Raw genomic sequence first — 16,909 nt, 5'->3', positions numbered from 1 at the left:
GAGGCGCGGCATGGCGCGGATCGTGGTCGTCGGCGCCGGGGTGGGTGGCCTCGCCACCGCCGCCCGGCTGGCCGCCACCGGGCACCAGGTGACCGTCTTCGAGCGGGCCGACACTGTCGGCGGCAAGCTCGGCCGGTACGCGCACGACACCCCGGCCGGGTCGTTCCACTTCGACACCGGGCCGAGCCTGCTCACCCTGCCCGAGGTCTTCCACGACCTGTTCGAGGCGACCGGGGCGAAGCTCGACGAATACCTGGACCTGGTCCCGCTGGACCCGATCGTCCGGCACGTCTTTCCAGACGGTGGCCCGACCCTGGACTCGTGCGCCGACCCGGTGGAGTTCACCGCCCGGATCGGGGCCGCCCTCGGCGACCGGGCGGCAGCCGACTGGCAGCGGCTGTGGCGGCGGGCGGCACGCGTGTGGCAGGCCTCCTCGCGGGACATCCTGCGCCGTACCGTCGATTCTCCCCGCGACCTCGCGTCGCTGGCCTGGCGCGTCGGCGACCTGGCCGCCATCGCCCCGGGCCGCAGCCTGCGCGGCCTGGGCCGCCGGCACCTGTCCGACCCGCGGCTGCGGATGCTGCTGGACCGGTACGCCACCTACACCGGCGCCGACCCACGCCGGGCACCGGCGGCGCTGGTCGCGGTCCCCTACGCCGAGCTGACCTTCGGCGGCTGGTACCTGCGCGGCGGGCTGGGCACGCTCGCCGACGCGCTGCTCACGCGCTGCCTGGACCTCGGCGTGGTCGTGCAGACCGACGCCACTGTCACCCGGATCGACGCCACCGGCGGCCGGGTGCACGGGGTACGCCTCGCCGGCGTCACCGCCCCGGTGCCCGCCGACGTGGTGGTGGCCAACGTGGACGCGCTCACCGTCTACCGTGACCTGCTGCCGCACGCGCGTCGGCTGGCCGGGCTGACCGACCGCAGCCTCGCCGGCTTCGTGCTGCTGCTCGGCGTCTCCGGCAACACCGGGCTGGCCCACCACAACGTCTTCTTCCCGGACGACTACGACGCCGAGTTCGACGCGGTCTTCGGTGACCCCGGGCGGGGCGTACGGGCCCGGCCGGCGGCCGACCCGGCGGTGTTCGTCACCGTGGCCGACGACCCGATGGTCCGCCCAGCCGGACACGAGGCGTGGTTCGTGCTGGTCAACGCCCCTCGGCAGGGCAGCGCGGCGGGTGCTGTCGACTGGCGACGCCCGGGGCTGGCCGACGCGTACGCCGACCGGATCCTGGACGTTCTGGCGCGGCGCGGCGTGGACGTGCGCGACCGGCTGCTGTTCCGCGAGATCCGCACCCCCGCCGACCTGGACGCGGCGACCGGCGCGCCAGGTGGCTCGATCTACGGCACCGCCGGTGGGCTGCTCCGCCCGGCCAACCGGGGCCCGGCGAACGGGCTGTGGCTGGTGGGCGGCTCGACCCACCCGGGCGGCGGGTTGCCGATGGTGACCCTCTCCGCGCAGATCGTCGCCGACGAGATCGGCCCGGCCTGGTAGACCGGTCCGTGCCTATACCGGTCCGTGCCTGTTCCGGTCGGCGTCGGGATGGGCCGCTCAGCCGGCGTCGAGCAGGGCGCGGCGGATGCTGGAGAGCAGTTGCCCTAGGCCGAAGCCGGCCAGCAGCACCCAGACCGCTGTCGCCATGGTGATGGTGCCGGCGGCCAGGTCCGGCTCGATCAGCCCGGCCAGCCCGGCGACCAGCAGACCGGCCAGCGCCACCGAGACCCGGGTGGGGCGTTCGCCCACCGTCACCGCGCCGATCTCCCGCATGCCGGCGGCGACCGCCCGCGCGCGGACGTACTCGTGCAGCCAGGACAGCGCGCCGCCCGCCACGACCAGCCCACCCGGCGCGCCCAACAGCCAGAACGCCAGCAGCCACGCCACCTCACCGAGGCGGTCGGCGACCGAGTCGTAGACGTAGCCGAGCCGGGTCGTGCGACCGGTGGCGACCGCCACCGCACCGTCCACGCTGTCCGCCACGGCGGCGAGCAGCACGAACAGCGCGCCGAGGAACGGCCCGTCCCCCGGCCGGCCCACCAGCAACGGTACGCAGAAGCAGAGCAGCACCCCGGCCACGGTGACCGCGGTGGGGCTGACCCGCAGCCGGCCCAGCACATATCCGACGTGGTACGCGAATCGCAGCCAGGCGCGCACCACCGGCGCCGCGACCCGAGGGTCGAACCCGCCGTGCAACCGCGCCCACGCCGTGGCGTACTGATCCCAGTTCAGCTGTGTGCCCACCACGGATCAACCGTCGTGCCGGGCAACAGGTGTCGCAGGCGCAGCGTTCACACGCGGGCGCCGGCTTTCAGGTTCTGCCAGACCTCACGGGTCGCGGTGGAGCGGTTGAGGGTGATGAAGTGGATTCCCGGCACGCCCTCGTCCAGCAGCCGGCGGCACATCTCGCTGGCCTGCTCGATGCCGAGCCGGCGGACGGCGTCCGGGTCGTCGGCGACGCGCTCGAAGCGGGCCGCCAACACCCGTGGGAACGGCGCACCGGACAGCTGCACCGACCGCTCGATGGTGCTGAACTGGGTCACCGGCATCACCCCGGCCAGGATCGGGGTGTCACAGCCGGCAGCGGCCACCCGGTCACGTAGCCGCAGGTAGTCGTCGGCGTCGAAGAACATCTGCGTGACCGCGAACTCCGCGCCGGCCCGACACTTGCGGACGAACTGGGCGGTGTCGCTGGCCACGTCCGGCGAGCGGGGGTGCTTGTACGGGAAGGCCGCCACGCCGACGCTGAAGTCACCGGCGTTGCGCACCAGCCGGACCAGGTCCTCGGCGTAGTCCACGCCCTCGGGGTGACGGATCCACTCACCGCCCGGGTTGCCCGGGGGGTCGCCACGAACGGCCAGCACGTTGCGCACGCCCACCCCGGCGAGCCGGCCGACCACGTGCCGCAGCTCGGCGACGGAGTGGTTGACCGCGGTCAGGTGGGCCATCGGCAGCAGTGTGGTCTCGGTGGCGATCCGCTCGGTCACCGCCACGGTGGTGTCCCGGGTCGAGCCGCCGGCGCCGTACGTGATCGACACGAACGACGGGCGCAGGGACTCCAACTCGCGGATGGCCTGCCAGAGCAGCTGCTCCCCCGCCTCGGTCTTGGGCGGGAAGAACTCGAACGAGAAGGTCGGCTGGCGCTCACGGATGAGCTCCCCGATCGCCGGCTGCGGATTGGGGAGTGTCGAGGGAAGACCGAGCGCCACGACCCGACTCTAGCTGTCGATGCCACCAGGACCCAGGCCCTTCCCATCCCAGCGTCCGGCACCGTCCGGTGCGCCCGGGTCCGGCGTGCCCGAGCGCCCCGGTCCGGCGTGCCCGAGCGCCCCGGTCCGGCGTGCGGAAAGACGTCGTACCTCCGGGGTAGGAATGGGTGGTGCGGGAGGGGCGGCGGGGGTGGCCCGGGGTCCTGCGCGGGGGTCAGCAACCGAGCGGTGACGCCGGTCCCGTCCGGTCGGGCGGGTGGGTCGTCACCGCACCGACGCCCGCCAGGAGGACCCATGATCCCGCCCGCATCGCCGCGCCCCGCGCAGCTCGGGCCGCTGCTGGCCCGGTACCGACTGGCCCGGGGCTGGAGCCAGCAGCGAGCCGCCGCCGAGTTGTGTGCCGCCGCCGGGGTGCCGACGCTGAGTCGGCACGAGATTTCCCGGTGGGAACGACAGCGTCGCGTGCCGGGCGGGTTCTGGCTCGGCTGGCTCGCCGTCGTCCTGGACGTGCCGCTGGTGGCGCTCGCCGAGGCCGCCGCGGCCACCCGTCGGGCCGGCTCGACACGGGCCACCGGGCCGGGCCGCGCCGCGCTGGCCGGCGCGCGACCGGCTGGGCGGAGGGGTCCCGGCCGCACCGGCGGGACTACGCGTGGCGGTGGAGCACGAGCCATGACGACCGGCTAGCGTCGGGGCGTGACCCACGCTGCTCCCGTGTCCCCCGTCGACCGCGCCGGCCTACGGCAGCGGGTCGACAAGGCTCTCACCGAGTTCCTGGCTGGCCAACGGGTCCGGCTCGCCGCCGTGGACGACGCGCTGGGTCCGGTGGCCGAGGCGATCGAGGCGTTCGTGCTCGGTGGCGGCAAGCGGCTGCGTCCAGCATTCGCGTACTGGGGGTTCCGGGGGGCCGGCGGGGTGGACGGCGACCAGGTGCTCACCGCCCTGGCCGCGCTGGAGTTCGTCCAGGCCAGCGCCCTGATCCACGACGACCTGATGGACCGTTCCGACACCCGTCGCGGCGAGCCCGCGGTACACCGACGGTTCGCCACCCGGCACCGGGAGGCCGGCTGGGGCGGCGACCCGGACGGTTTCGGCGACGCCGCGGCCATCCTGCTCGGGGACCTGTGCCTGGTCTGGTCCGATGAGCTGCTGCACTCCGCGGGCCTGGACCTGTGGGCGTTGGCCCGGGCCCGGCCGGTCTTCGACGAGATGCGCACCGAGGTCACCGTCGGGCAGTACCTCGACGTGCTGACGCAGGTCACCGGGGACACCTCGGTGGAACGGGCCAGCAAGGTCGCCCGGTACAAGTCCGCGAAGTACACCGTCGAGCGTCCGATGCTGCTCGGCGCCGCACTGGCCGACGCGCCGGAGGACGTCCGGACGGCCTACTCGGCGTACGGGCTGCCGCTGGGCGAGGCGTTCCAGCTCCGCGACGACGTGCTGGGGGTCTTCGGCGACCCGACGCTGACCGGCAAGCCGGCCGGGGACGATCTGCGCGAGGGCAAGCGGACCTACCTGGTGGCGGCGACCGTGGAGGCCACCGACGACGCGGGCCGCGAGCTGCTGCTCAGCCGGCTCGGCGACCCGGAGCTGGACGAGCAGGGGGTGGCCCGGCTCCGCGAGGTGATCTCGGGGAGCGGGGCGCTGGCCCGTACCGAACAGCGGATCGTCACACTCACCGACACCGCCCTGGCCGCCCTGACCGCCGTCGACCTGGACACCGAGGCCCGCCAAGCCCTGGTAGACCTGGCCATAGCCGCAACCCGCCGAGCCGACTAACCCCCCTTGCCCCCTCCCCCCACCCCCACCCTCAGGGTTGATCATGAGGTTAGCGACCTTCGCCTCGGCGTGTCGCGCCGCTAACCTCATGATCAACGCGGGGGAAGCGGACAGGGGCGGAGCGGGGTTAGAAGCCTTGGGCTTGGGCTCGGCGTTTTACCTCGCGGGCCTGGTCGCCGGAGAGGGCGGCAGCCGGGGTGGCGCCGGGGAGGGTGTCGTCCGGCTCGTAGAGCCAGCGCAGGACGGCCTCGTCGTCGTAGCCGTTGTCGGCGAGCAGGTTGAGCACGCCGGGCAGGTGCTTGAGCGCGGTCTGGTTGGCAACCAGGTCCGCCGGGATACGGCGGATGCCGTCGCGGCGGACCGCCAACAGCTCCCGGTCACGGATCATCTGGTGCACCTTGCTGATCGACACGTCGAGGCGTTCGGCGACGTCGGGCAGGGTCAACCAGCCGGCCGGGTCGGTGGGTCCGGCGAGCTCCAGGCCGGGTGCGGCCTGGTCGGGTACGGGTTCGGTCACCCGACCACCCTGCCACGCCGCCGCCGCGACGAGCCACCGGCACCCCGGGCGACCCACCGACGCCCACTCTCCTGACCGCCGCTGACCAGCGAATGAGGGGCGGTGAGCACGGCAGGACGGACTAGTTCGGCGTACGGCTGTAGCATCCTGTTCATCCTTCACCCCCTGGACACATAGACTGCCTACCGATGGACACTCAGGTCGCCGACACGTTGCTGGGCTCGCTGATCGACGGGCGCTACCGCATTCGCGGTCGCGTGGCCCGTGGTGGCATGGCGACCGTGTACACCGCCACCGACGAACGCCTTGAGCGCACCGTCGCTGTCAAGATCATTCACCCGACCCAGGCGAGCGAAGCACGGGCCCGGATCGCCAACTTCGTGGCCCGGTTCACCGACGAGGCGAAGACCATCGCCCGGCTGACCCACCCGAACGTGGTGGCGGTCTACGACCAGGGCACGCACGCCGGCCTGCCGTACCTGGTGATGGAGTACGTCCGTGGCCGCACGCTGCGCGACGTGCTGGCCGAGCGACGTCGACTCAACCCGGACGAGGCGCTGGCCATCGCCGAGCAGATGCTCGCCGCGATCGCCGCAGCGCACCGGGCCGGTCTCGTGCACCGCGACGTCAAACCGGAGAACGTGCTGGTCGCGGAGGCGCCTACCGGTGGCGTCGCCAACCTGGTCGACAGCGTCGTGAAGGTGGCCGACTTCGGGCTGGCCCGGGCGGTCGAGGCGAGCGCCGACGAGGAGCAGGGCAACCAGCTGATGGCCACCGTGGCGTACGTCGCCCCGGAGCTGGTCACCGAGGGCCGCGCCGATCCGCGCACCGACGTCTACTCGGCCGGCATCGTGCTGTTCGAGATGCTCACCGGTCGTGTGCCATACGACGGGGACCGCCCGGTGGACGTCGCCTGGCAGCACGTCGACCGGGACGTGCCGGCGCCCTCGACGTTGGTGCCGGGCCTGCCGTCGGTCCTCGACGACCTGGTGCAGCGGGCCACCCGGCGTGATCCCGGCGCCCGGCCCGCGGACGCCGGCGCGTTGCTGGCCGAGGTGCAGGTCGCCCGGGATCGCCTGGGTGACGCCAACAGCCACACCGCAGTACTCCGCCCGGTCAGCGACGAACCCTCGCTCTCCCAGCCGACCATGATGGTCGCGACGGTCCAGCCGCCCAACCGCCCGTCGTGGGCACGACTGCCCGAGGGCGCCAGCAGCCAGGGGCCGGGCCGCCGTCGGGCCGCTCCGGAGCCGGCGGAGGGCCTGGGCGCCCGGCTCGCCGCGCTGCGCGGCACGATGCTGAGCAACCCCCGTGGCCGGCTGGCCGTAGCGGCCGTGGTGGTGACGCTGGGCCTGGTCGCCGCGATCGGGGGGTGGTGGTTCGGCGTCGGCCGCTACACGGACGCTCCGCAGCTGGTGAGCCTGAGCAATGCCCAGGCGCAGGCGCAGGCCGACCGGGCTGGGCTCATCCTGAAGTACGCTGAGCCGCGCTTCGACGAGAAGGCCCCGAAGGACAGCGTGCTGGAGCAGAGCCCGGCGTCCGCTGCCAAGATCGTCAAGGGTGGCACGATCACCCTGACCCTGTCCCTCGGCCCGGAGCGTTTCCCCGTACCGGACATCATCGGCAAGGAGTTCGAGCTCGCCGAGGCGGACCTGGTCAACGTGAAGTTGGTGGTGGCCAAGGGCACCGCCCGCTACGACGACAGCCTGCCGGCCGGGGTCGTGGTGGACAGCTCCCCCAAGGTGGGTGCCGAGGTCAAACCAGGTGCGAAGATCACCCTCATTCTGAGCCGGGGCAGGGCGCCGGTGACGGTGCCGAACCTGGTCGGCAAGAGCCTGACCGACGCCCGGACGACCCTGGCCCAGCTCAACCTGACGTTGGTGGAAACCTACAAGGACTCCGACAAGCCGAGGGACGAGATCCTCGGCCAGAGCCCGGCCGACGGTGCCGGCGTGGAGAAGGGCACCCAGGTCAAGCTGGACGTCAGCAAGGGGCCACCGCTGGTCGCCATGCCGCGGGTGGTCGACCTGCCCTGCCAGCAGGCCAAGCAGGCGCTGGAGGGCCAGGGCTTCCCGGTGACGGTGGCGATCAACCCGAACGCCGTGGTCCGGATCCAGCTCCCGGGCGAGAATTCGCAGGTGGCGCCCGGGACCCCGGTCACCCTGACGTGCTTCTGATGCCGACGATCTCCGCGCGGTCGGTGGGCACGCACACTCCGACCTCGGGTGGGCTGGCGAAGGCTGCCCTGCCGTACGTTGACGCGACCGGTGCGCAGGTGGTGCAGGTCTACGTCTCCAACTCGCGAGGCTGGGCCCTGCCCAACGGCGACCCCGTGCAGGACGCCCTGTTCCGCGACGGTTGCGCCGAGCGGGGCATTCCCGCGTTCATCCATGCCGCGCTGCTGGTCAACGTCGGCTCACCCACCCCGGCCACTGTCGAGAAGTCGGCCCAGACGCTGGAACACGCGTTGCGTCGGGGTGTGGCGATCGGCGCGCGGGGGGTCGTGTTCCACGCGGGCAGTTCGGTGGACGAAGGGCACGCTGAGGCGGCGATGCGACAGGTCCGCGAGGTGTTGCTGCCGCTGCTCGACTGGGCCGCCGACGCTGGCGGGCCGATGTTGCTGGTCGAGCCGAGCGCCGGCGGAGGCCGGTCACTGGCCTCCCGGGTGGAGCAGCTCGGCCCCTACCTGGACGCGGTGGACCGGCACCCCATGCTCGGGGTCTGCTTCGACACCTGCCACGCCTGGGCGGCCGGCCACGACCTGGCGGCCGAGGGTGGCATGACGGCGACCCTGGACACCCTGGTGGCCACTGTCGGTGCGGACCGGCTGCGGCTGGTCCACGCCAACGACTCGAAGGATCTGCGCGGCTCCACCCGGGATCGGCACGAGAACATCGGCAAGGGCACCATCGGTGAGCCGGCCTTCGCCGAGCTGATGGCCCACCCGGCAACCGCCGGGGTCCCGATCGTCGTGGAAACCCCCAGCGAGAAGCACGTAGGCCACGCCGCCGACATCACGACCCTCACCCGCCTGTCCCACCCCTAACGCCCACCCCCACGCCCACCCCCACCCCTCCCCGGCGTCCCCCACTCACCCCGGTGATCATGAAGTTATTGCCATGACACGCCGATCCGAGTGGCAATAACTTCATGATCACCGGGGGTGGGGCTGGGGTGTGGGGGCCAGGGGTGGGTTAGGCGGCGGCGAGGATGCGGGGTAGGGCTGCCAGGGCGCGGTCGATGTCCGCGTCGCTGAGGCCCAGGTGGGTGACCAGGCGGGCGGTACGGGGGCCGAGCACCGAGATCAGTACGCCCTCGGCCCGTGCCGCGGCAGCCAGGGCCCGCGCGTCCAGGGTGTGCTTGGTGAGGTCCAGCGCGACCAGGTTGGTACGGACCGTGGTGGCCAGCACACCGAACGGCGCGACCGCCTCGGCGAGCCGGGCCGCCTTCGCGTGGTCGTCGGCCAGCCGGTCGATGTGCTGCGCGAGCGCGTACCGGCCGGCGGCGGCGAGAATGCCGGCCTGGCGCATGCCACCGCCCATCCGCTTGCGGAGCAGCCGGGCACGTTCGATCTTCTCCGCACTGCCCAGGACCAGCGAACCGACCGGCGCGCCGAGCCCCTTGGAGAGGCACACCGACAGCGTGTCGAAGAGCCGGCCGTACTCGATCAGCGGCACCCGGTCGGCGACGTGCGCGTGCCAGATTCGGGCGCCGTCACAGTGCAGCGCGACGCCCGCCTCGTCGGCGACGCCGCGCAGATCCCGCAGGGTCGCCAGCGGAATCACCCCGCCACCGCCGCGATTGTGAGTCTGCTCGACGGCGATCGCGCGGGTGGGGACAGCGAAGTAGCCGTCCGGCCGGATCATCCCGGCCACCACCTCCGGGTCGATGTCCGCGCCCACCGCGGGCCAGGTCCGCGAGGAGATCCCGCCGTACGCGGCCGCGGCGCCGATCTCGTACGTGACCACGTGCGCGTCGGCGTCGCAGAGCAACTCGTCCCCGGGCGGCACCAACAGTTGCAGGGCGATCTGGTTCGCCATCGACCCACTCGGGGCGAACAGCGCCGCCTCGTGCCCGAACAACGCGGCGACCTCGGCCTCCAGCGCGTTGACGCTCGGATCCTCGCCGTAGACGTCGTCACCGACCTCGGCGGTGGCCATCGCCTCCCGCATCCCGGCGGTGGGTCGCGTCACCGTGTCGGACCGCAGGTCCACGAACAGATCAGGCATGTTCTTCCCTTCGGCGGCCGGCTGCGGGCGGGTTCGCGCGCTCAGCCACGGAGCATCTCCGCTACGAGGAACGCCAACTCCAACGACTGCTGGGTGTTCAGTCGCGGGTCGCAGGCGGTTTCGTACCGGTCGGGCAGGTCGAGATCCTCGATGCCCTGGGCACCGCCGAGGCATTCGGTGACGTCCTCGCCGGTCAATTCGACGTGCAGGCCACCGGGGTGGGTGTCCAGCCCCCGGTGCACCTCGAAGTAGCCGAGCACCTCGTCGACGATGCGGTCGAAGTGCCGGGTCTTGTAGCCGTTGGACGACTCGTGCGTGTTGCCGTGCATCGGGTCGCACTGCCAGACCACCTTGGCGCCGGCAGCGGTGACCTTGGCGACGATCGGCGGCAGGGCGTCGCGTACCCGGTGGTTGCCCATCCGGCTGATCAGGGTGAGCCGGCCGGGGACGTTGTCCGGGTTGAGCTTCTCGCACAGCTCGATCGCCTCGTCCGGGGAGGTGGTCGGGCCGAGCTTGACCCCGATCGGGTTGGCGATCCGGGAGATGAAGTCGATGTGCGCGCCGCTGATCTGCCGGGTGCGCTCGCCGACCCAGAGGAAGTGCCCGGAGAGCCCGTACGCCCGACGGTCGGAGACCCGGGTGAGCGCCCTGTCGTACTCCAGGGCGAGGGCCTCGTGGGAGCAGTAGAGCGTGACGGTGCGCAGCGCCTCGTCGTCGGTCATGCCGCAGGCCCGGATGAAGGCCAGCGCCCGGTCGATCTCCCGGGCGATCGCCTCGTAACGCTCCCCCGCCGGGGAGTTCTTCACGAAGCCCTTGTTCCAGTCGTGCACGGCGTGCAGGTCGGCGAGCCCGCCGGCGAGGTAGGCCCGGAGCATGTTCATCGCCGCCGCCGAGTTGGCGTACGCGCGGATCATGCGCTGCGGGTCGGCGACCCGGGCGGCCGGGTCGGCCTCCAGTGAGTTGATCATGTCGCCGCGGTACGCGGGCAGGCCGCGCGCGTCGGTCGGCAGCGAACGGGGCTTCGTGTACTGCCCGGCGACCCGGGCGACCTTGACCACCGGCAGCGACGCGCCGTAGGTGAGCACGATCGCCATCTGGAGCAGGGTGCGGGCGTTGGCCAGCAGGTGGCTCTCGGTGTTGTCCACGAACGTCTCGGCGCAGTCACCGCCCTGCAGCAGGAACGCCTTGCCCTCGCAGACCAGGGCGAGCTTCTGCCGGAGCTGGTCCACCTCGTAGGGCGCGACGACCGAGGGCACGGTGTCGAGGACCTTGCAGACCGCGGCGACCGCTGCCGGGTCGGACCACGGCAGGACCTGCTCGCGGGGCAGCTCCCGCCATCGGTCCAGGCCGAGCGCGGCGTCCTCCGCGGAGTCGACGGTCGGTCGGCTGGTCTGCAGGCCCGGGCTGCCCACCGCGGGATGGCTCAGCTGATGCCACTCATGGCGCATGACAGAAAGCGTACGGCGACTGTCGAGGCGCCCTGGCGGCGAGGGGGACGGTTCCGGCAGATGGGAGATCAATCTGCCGGGCGCTGGTCAGGTTACTCGGGTACGAAGGCGCCGGTCGGCGGCGGCGCGGCAGGCGCGGCAGGCGCGGTGCCCGGCGCTTCCCCGGCGATGCACCAGTCGCTTCCGTCCCGGGTGACCGTGAAGACCAGTGGCCGGGTGACGGTGCGCTTGCCTACCGCGACGGAGACCGAGACGCGGACTTCCTGCCCGAGCGGCCCGGACCGGACGTCGGTGATGGCCGCCTTCGGCACCTGGAAGTGGTCGGCGAAGTCACCGTTGGGGCCGGTGGCACCCAGGTCGAAGCCGTCGTGCAGCAGGGCGCAGAGCTGGCTGCGGCCGGCGGCGACGTCCTTGGCCGTCATCGCGTCGAGGTACGCCTGCACGCGCTCACGGGAGCGGGTGGCGGCCTCCTCGGCGGGGACTCGGGGCGGCTTCGCGGCGGACTCGTCCTCGTCCCCGCCGCCGATTCCGCAGCCGACCAGGGCAACCGGCAGCAGCATCAGCCCGGCGGCTGTCGCCACCAGCCTGCGGTGGGTCAGGCTCATGATCACCTCCGTCGGCGGTGAGATCGAGACGTGCCGAGCCGCGAGTCTGCCACATCCAGCTGATCGAGCCCAACGGCGGCGGCCCGGTCGACGCTGGGCGTCGACCGGGCCGCTGTGTCACGGGCGGGAAGGGACGGTGCGGGCCCCTTCCCGCCGTGTGGGTGGTGCGTCGGCCCTCGGCTCAGCCGAGGCCGCCCTTGATGGCGCCGATGAGCTCGCCGTTGCTCGTGTCACCGGAGAGCTCCCAGAAGAACGCGCCACCGAGGCCCTGGTTGTTCGCGTACGTCATCTTGCCGTTGATGGTCGACGGGGTGTCGTAGCTCCACCAGTTGCTGCCGCACTTGGCGTACGCGGTGCCGGCGACCGTGCCGGTGGCCGGGCAGGTGTTCTTCAGGACCTTGTAGTCCTCGATGCCGGCCTCGTAGGTGCCCGGCGCCGCGCCGGTGGCGCTGCCGCCCGGAGCGGCCTGGGTGACACCGGTCCAGCCCCGACCGTAGAAGCCGATGCCGAGCAGCAGCTTGTTGGCCGGGACGCCCTTGCTCTTGAGCTTCTGGATCGCCGCGTCGGAGTTGAAGCCCTGCTGCGGGATGCCGGTGTACGAGGTGAGCGGGGAGTGCGGTGCCGTCGGACCCTGGGCGGCGAAGGCGCCGAAGTAGTCGTAGGTCATCGGCATCAGCCAGTTGAGGTTGCCGATGGCCCCGGCGTAGTCGGTGGCGTCGATCTTGCCGCCGTTGCTGCCGTCCGCGGTGATGGCGGCGGTGACCAGGGCGCTGGACCCGAACTTCGACCGCAACGCGCTGATCACGTTCTTGAACGCGTTCGGGCCGCTGCTGTCACAGCTCAGACCGCAGGCGTTGGGGTACTCCCAGTCGACGTCGATGCCGTCGAAGACGTCCGCCCAGCGCGGGTCCTCGACCAGGTTGTAGCAGCTCTCGGCGAACGCGGCCGGGTTCTGCGCGGCCTGGGTGAAGCCGCCGGACCAGGTCCAGCCGCCGAACGACCAGATCACCTTGAGGTGCGGGTTCAGCTGCTTGAGCTTGCGCAGCTGGTTGAAGCTGCCGCGCAGCGGCTGGTCCCACGTGTCGGCGACGCCGTCCACGCTCTCCGCCGCGGTGTACGCCTTGTCGTAGTCGGCGTAGCTGTCACCGATGGCGCAACGGCCGCCGGTGGTGTTGCCGAAGGCGTACAGGATGTGGGTCAGCTTGGCGGCCGAGCCGCTGGTCTGGATGTTCTTGACGTGGTAGTTGCGCCCGTAGACGCCCCACTCGGCGAAGTAGCCGACGACCTTCTTGCCACCCGGGTTCGGCGGGTTGGTGGTCGGCGGCGGCGTGGTCGGCGGAGGGGTGGTGGGCGGCGTCGTCGTCGGTGGGGTGGTGGTCGGCGGAGTCGTGGTCGGCGGGGTCGTTCCGCCGCCGCACGCGGCACCGTTGATGGTGCAGTTCAGCGGGGCCTTGTAGGCGCCGCTGCCGTTGTAGCCCCAGCTGAACGAGGCGCCGGGGGCGATGCCGCCGGCCCAGCTCTTCTTGACCGCGACGTAGTGGTTGCCGCTGCTGGTGACGTCGGCGTCCCACGCGCTGCTGATGGTGGTGCCCGACGGCAGGTCGAATTCGATGCGCCAGGTGGTGACGGTGGCGCTCGAACCGTTGGTGACGGTCACCCTCGTCTCGTGACCGGTCCCCCAGTCCTGCGCCTTGGTGAAGGTGGTGGTGACCGTGCCGGCGCCGAACGCGGTGGTCACCGGCACCGCTGCGACGGTCACGGCGACCACGGCACCGGCCCAGAGGGCCCGGCGGAGCGATCTTTTCATGCGGCGTCTCCTGAACTGTTAGGAAACTTTCCAAAAGAGATGCTGAGACGGTACTCACGCCGTCATCAGTTCGTCAAGATGCGCATGTTTCGATTTCTCCTGGTGCACGGAGTGCGTACGCTGCGCCCACCCCGGGCCGACGCCCCGCCGGCGCGTAGCCTCGGCCCATGACCGTCTTCGACATCCCGATCGACGCCCTCAACGGCGGCCCCGCCGACCTGGCCCGCTACCGCGGCAAGGCGTTGCTGGTCGTCAACGTGGCCTCCCGCTGCGGCCTCACCCCGCAGTACGCCGGCCTCCAGACGCTCGCCGACTCCTACGCCGACCGGGGCCTCGTGGTGCTCGGCGTGCCGTGCAACCAGTTCGCCGGGCAGGAGCCGGGCAGCGCCGCCGAGATCAGCGACTTCTGCCAGGTCAACTACGGGGTCACCTTCCCCTTGACCGAGAAGATCGACGTCAACGGCGGCGACCGGCACCCGCTCTACGCCGCGCTGGTGGACACCTCGGACGCCGACGGTCACTCCGGTGACGTGCGATGGAACTTCGAGAAGTTCCTGGTGGCCCCGGACGGCTCGGTCGCCGCCCGCTTCGCCCCCACTGTCGCGCCCGACTCCGACGACCTACGCGTCGCCATCGAGAAGACCCTCCCCACCCCCTGACACCCCGGGGCGCTCTACCGCGCCGCCCTGGTCACGCTCGGACATGGATGTAGTGGCCGCACCAACCGCTCGTCACCGGCGAGTGGCACGTCCCCGGAGAGCCGGTCGGCGACAAGCGTGAGCAGTACGTTGTGCAGGACGGGCTCGCGGCGCCGCCAGGCACCCGCCGGGACGGCGAAGGTCGCGAGCAGCCCACGCAGCCGCCCGGCGGCGGACAACCTAATAACCCACCAGCCTGGTCGGGAATACGTCGTGGGTGGACTGAGTTGGGGACGAGCATGACAACTGTGGGACTGATCGGCAGCGGCAACATCGGCGGCACCCTGGCCCGGCTGGCCGTCGACGCGGGCTACGACGTGGTGCTGAGCAATTCGCGGGGCCCGGAAACCCTCACCGACCTGGTCGAGACCCTGGGCGAGCACGCCAGCGCCGGCACCACGCAGGATGCGGCGCAGGTCGGCGACCTGGTGGTGGTCAGTGTGCCGCTGAAGGCGTACCGCGCGGTGCCCGTGGAGCCGCTGGTCGGCAAGGTCGTCATCGACACCAACAACTACTACCCGCAGCGCGATGGGACCTTCCCGGAACTGGACTCGGGCGAGGTCACCAGCAGCGAGTTGCTCCAGCGGCACCTGCCGGAGTCGCGGGTGGTCAAGGTCTTCAACAACATCTACTTCAAGGGCCTGGCCGCGCTCCCCCGGCCATCCGGTGCGGCCGACCGCAGCGCCCTCGCGATCGCCGGCGACGATGCCGCCGCGAAGGCCGAGGTGACCGCCTTCCTGGACCGGATCGGCTACGACGCGGTCGACGCCGGCTCGTTGGCCGAGGGGTGGCGCTACCAGCCGGACACGCCGGCGTACGGCACGCTCTACTCCGCCAGCCCGACCGACTGGGAGCACCCGGCCCCGGGCGACGCAGCGAAACTGCGCGCCGCCCTAGCCGCCGCCACCCGCTGAGCAACGCCAGCCGCCGCCCTGCCCGCGATCGCCTACCGGGCGGTCGTGCGGAGGGCGGCGGCGAGTTCGTCGTCGAAGCTGGCGATCGGCTGTCCGTCCGAGGCGTACGCGACGAGCCGACCGTGGGCCATCGTCGCGGACCGGAACGAGAAGGTACGCGAACCCGGGTACGCGGCGAGCAGCGGAATGGCCCGGGGCGCTCCACCCGGCGCGGAGTAGTACTCCAGGCGGGTCACCTGTGGGGCGACCACGCCGTTGACCCGGACCTTGGTCTTCTCGGCGCGGGTGCCGAAGGTGACCGGCACGTCGGTGGCGTAGGCGGCGCATTCGGCCGGACCACGGCAGACGAAGAAGTATCGCGGGTTGGCCACGTCGTCGAGGGTGTACGCCTTGAAGGTGGGGTCGGCTCCGGCCGGCAGTGGCTGCACGGCAAAGAACGCGAGCGCCACAGTGGCCGTGACGCCCACCCGCAGCCAGGCACGGCCGGCAGCCGGTCGTCTGCTCGTGCGCTGGGCGGCAACCGCGACCCCGCCGAAGCCGACGAGGCACAGAACGCACACCCCGACGGCACGGGCGTTCTCGAAGAGGAACTGCACCCCCGGCCGCGTCGAGATCGGGCTGAGCACGGCGCCCAACGAGACGACCATGGCGGCGAGCAGCGCCGCGCCGGACGCCCGCTGGGTGACGCCGGACGCGCCGATCAGCAGCATCGCGGCGAGCACCGGCCACACCTGGTGGTGGGTCCAGGACACCGGGGACGCGGCCACTGTGGCGCAGCCGACGAGCACGGCGGCGTGCCCGGGGCGGCCCTGCCGCGTCAACTGTCGGGCCCGCAGCAACGCCGCCGCGCAGATCAGTGCCACCAGGCTCGCCCAGAGCACTGGCAGCGCCGTCTCGTCCACACCGACGCGCAGCAACATTCCGTGCAGGGACTGGTTGCCCAGCGACGCCAGGTTGCCGATTCGCGAGGTCTGCCGCACGGTTTCGGTCCAGTAGGACCAACTCTCCCCGGGCAGCACGATCGCGGCGAGCCCCGCGCAGGCCACGAACGTGGCCGCCGACCGGCCGGCGTCGCGGTAGCGCCCGACGGCGAGGAAGTAGACCACGAACAGCAGCGGGGTGAGCTTGATCGCCGCGGCCACCCCGACCAGCGTCCCGCGCAGCCGGGGTGGGACGACGCCCAGCCCGTCGAGCAGGGCCATCAACACGATGAAGATGCTGACCTGCCCGAAGCGCAGGTTGCTCTGCACCGGCGCGGAGAGCATCAGCGCGGTGGCCGCAAGCGCCACGACGAGCGGGCGCCGGGAACGTCGGGTGGTCAGCGCGACACCCACCGACCCGGCGATGGCGACGACCGTCGCGCACGTCGCCACCAGCCAGATCCCCTGGAGTACGCCCTCGCTGACGAAGGTGATCGGCCACAGCACGAGAGCGGCGAACGGCGGATAGGTGAACGGACCGCCGTTCTCCGCCTCATACCCGTACAGCGGCTTGCCGGCGCGCAGGTCGGACAGCGCACCGTAGTAGATGTGCAGGTCGGAGAGGCGATCCGGCCGATGCAGAACGAACACACCGGACACCAGCGCGACGACGACGAAGGCCGCCCACGCCAGGGCCACCCGGCGATCCCGCATCGCCCGAGAATAGACGAGCACGACGTCCGCGATGGCCCCGAGCGGCGTCCGGGGGTCAGCGGCCGCGTCCGGGC

General features: G+C 72.1%; 16 protein-coding genes. 7 read left to right on the top strand and 9 right to left on the bottom strand.

Annotation, left to right across the window (positions count from 1 at the left end; genetic code table 11):
- Positions 1-10 precede the first annotated feature (10 nt).
- Positions 11-1,498 carry a phytoene desaturase family protein gene (locus IW248_RS01700; protein ID WP_196925366.1) on the top strand — a complete coding sequence of 496 codons (1,488 nt, stop codon included), beginning with the start codon at positions 11-13 and terminating at the stop codon, positions 1,496-1,498.
- Positions 1,499-1,555: 57 nt separating this feature from the next.
- Here IW248_RS01700 and IW248_RS01695 read toward each other — a convergent pair whose 3' ends face one another.
- Together IW248_RS01695 and metF are read right to left on the bottom strand one after the other, a co-directional pair.
- On the bottom strand, positions 1,556-2,245 hold the full coding sequence (locus tag IW248_RS01695; protein WP_124817706.1) for a CDP-alcohol phosphatidyltransferase family protein: 690 nt from the start codon (positions 2,243-2,245) through the stop codon (positions 1,556-1,558).
- Between the two features lie 44 nt (positions 2,246-2,289).
- Positions 2,290-3,207, bottom strand: coding sequence for a methylenetetrahydrofolate reductase [NAD(P)H] (gene metF / locus IW248_RS01690; RefSeq protein ID WP_124817707.1), 918 nt, complete (start codon positions 3,205-3,207; stop codon positions 2,290-2,292).
- 294 nt (positions 3,208-3,501) lie between these two features.
- On the opposite strand from metF, the gene IW248_RS01685 reads away from it, so the two are divergent.
- A complete protein-coding gene (locus IW248_RS01685) occupies positions 3,502-3,891 on the top strand; it encodes a helix-turn-helix domain-containing protein (RefSeq protein WP_196925365.1) in 390 nt (129 codons plus the stop codon).
- A gap of 9 nt (positions 3,892-3,900) precedes the next feature.
- On the top strand, positions 3,901-4,983 hold the full coding sequence (locus IW248_RS01680; protein ID WP_124816381.1) for a polyprenyl synthetase family protein: 1,083 nt from the start codon (positions 3,901-3,903) through the stop codon (positions 4,981-4,983).
- Between the two features lie 127 nt (positions 4,984-5,110).
- Here IW248_RS01680 and IW248_RS01675 read toward each other — a convergent pair whose 3' ends face one another.
- Complete coding sequence (locus tag IW248_RS01675; protein ID WP_196925364.1) at positions 5,111-5,500, bottom strand: Rv2175c family DNA-binding protein; 390 nt, start codon at positions 5,498-5,500, stop codon at positions 5,111-5,113.
- 188 nt (positions 5,501-5,688) lie between these two features.
- Between IW248_RS01675 and pknB the strand changes: the two genes are divergently transcribed.
- Together pknB and IW248_RS01665 are read left to right on the top strand one after the other, a co-directional pair.
- Complete coding sequence (gene pknB, locus IW248_RS01670) at positions 5,689-7,677, top strand: Stk1 family PASTA domain-containing Ser/Thr kinase (RefSeq protein ID WP_196925363.1); 1,989 nt, start codon at positions 5,689-5,691, stop codon at positions 7,675-7,677.
- On the top strand, positions 7,677-8,546 hold the full coding sequence (locus tag IW248_RS01665) for a deoxyribonuclease IV (protein ID WP_196925362.1): 870 nt from the start codon (positions 7,677-7,679) through the stop codon (positions 8,544-8,546). Before pknB ends, IW248_RS01665 begins: the two co-directional genes overlap by 1 nt.
- 148 nt (positions 8,547-8,694) lie before the next feature.
- Here the strand turns inward: IW248_RS01665 and IW248_RS01660 are convergent, their stop codons facing one another.
- The 4 genes from IW248_RS01660 to IW248_RS01645 all read right to left on the bottom strand — a co-directional run bounded on the left by IW248_RS01660 (position 8,695) and on the right by IW248_RS01645 (position 13,589).
- On the bottom strand, positions 8,695-9,729 hold the full coding sequence (locus IW248_RS01660) for a threonine aldolase family protein (protein ID WP_196925361.1): 1,035 nt from the start codon (positions 9,727-9,729) through the stop codon (positions 8,695-8,697).
- 41 nt (positions 9,730-9,770) lie between these two features.
- Entirely contained in the window at positions 9,771-11,177 is a 1,407-nt protein-coding gene (locus IW248_RS01655; protein WP_196925360.1) for a class II 3-deoxy-7-phosphoheptulonate synthase, read from the bottom strand.
- A 92-nt stretch (positions 11,178-11,269) separates the two neighbouring features.
- On the bottom strand, positions 11,270-11,782 hold the full coding sequence (locus IW248_RS01650; RefSeq protein WP_196925359.1) for a nuclear transport factor 2 family protein: 513 nt from the start codon (positions 11,780-11,782) through the stop codon (positions 11,270-11,272).
- Between the two features lie 181 nt (positions 11,783-11,963).
- Positions 11,964-13,589: a glycosyl hydrolase family 18 protein gene (locus IW248_RS01645; protein WP_196925358.1), complete on the bottom strand. Its 1,626-nt coding sequence runs from the start codon at positions 13,587-13,589 to the stop codon at positions 11,964-11,966.
- Between the two features lie 167 nt (positions 13,590-13,756).
- Here IW248_RS01645 and IW248_RS01640 point away from each other — a divergent pair, with 167 nt between their 5' ends.
- Positions 13,757-14,248 (top strand): glutathione peroxidase, encoded by a 492-nt coding sequence (locus tag IW248_RS01640; RefSeq protein WP_196925357.1) that lies wholly within the window; start codon positions 13,757-13,759, stop codon positions 14,246-14,248.
- 14 nt (positions 14,249-14,262) lie between these two features.
- On the opposite strand, the gene IW248_RS01635 is transcribed toward IW248_RS01640, so the two are convergent.
- Positions 14,263-14,466: a hypothetical protein gene (locus IW248_RS01635; protein ID WP_196925356.1), complete on the bottom strand. Its 204-nt coding sequence runs from the start codon at positions 14,464-14,466 to the stop codon at positions 14,263-14,265.
- A 60-nt stretch (positions 14,467-14,526) separates the two neighbouring features.
- Between IW248_RS01635 and IW248_RS01630 the strand changes: the two genes are divergently transcribed.
- Positions 14,527-15,201 (top strand): NADPH-dependent F420 reductase, encoded by a 675-nt coding sequence (locus IW248_RS01630; protein ID WP_196925355.1) that lies wholly within the window; start codon positions 14,527-14,529, stop codon positions 15,199-15,201.
- 32 nt (positions 15,202-15,233) lie between these two features.
- Here the strand turns inward: IW248_RS01630 and IW248_RS01625 are convergent, their stop codons facing one another.
- Positions 15,234-16,835 carry a glycosyltransferase 87 family protein gene (locus IW248_RS01625; RefSeq protein ID WP_196925354.1) on the bottom strand — a complete coding sequence of 534 codons (1,602 nt, stop codon included), beginning with the start codon at positions 16,833-16,835 and terminating at the stop codon, positions 15,234-15,236.
- Positions 16,836-16,909: the final 74 nt, after the last annotated feature.

The sequence above is a fragment of the Micromonospora ureilytica genome, from assembly GCF_015751765.1.
Taxonomy (GTDB): Bacteria; Actinomycetota; Actinomycetes; order Mycobacteriales; family Micromonosporaceae; genus Micromonospora; species Micromonospora ureilytica.
Note: the sequence above shows the minus strand (reverse complement) of the source record. Positions and strands in the feature narration are given on the sequence as shown.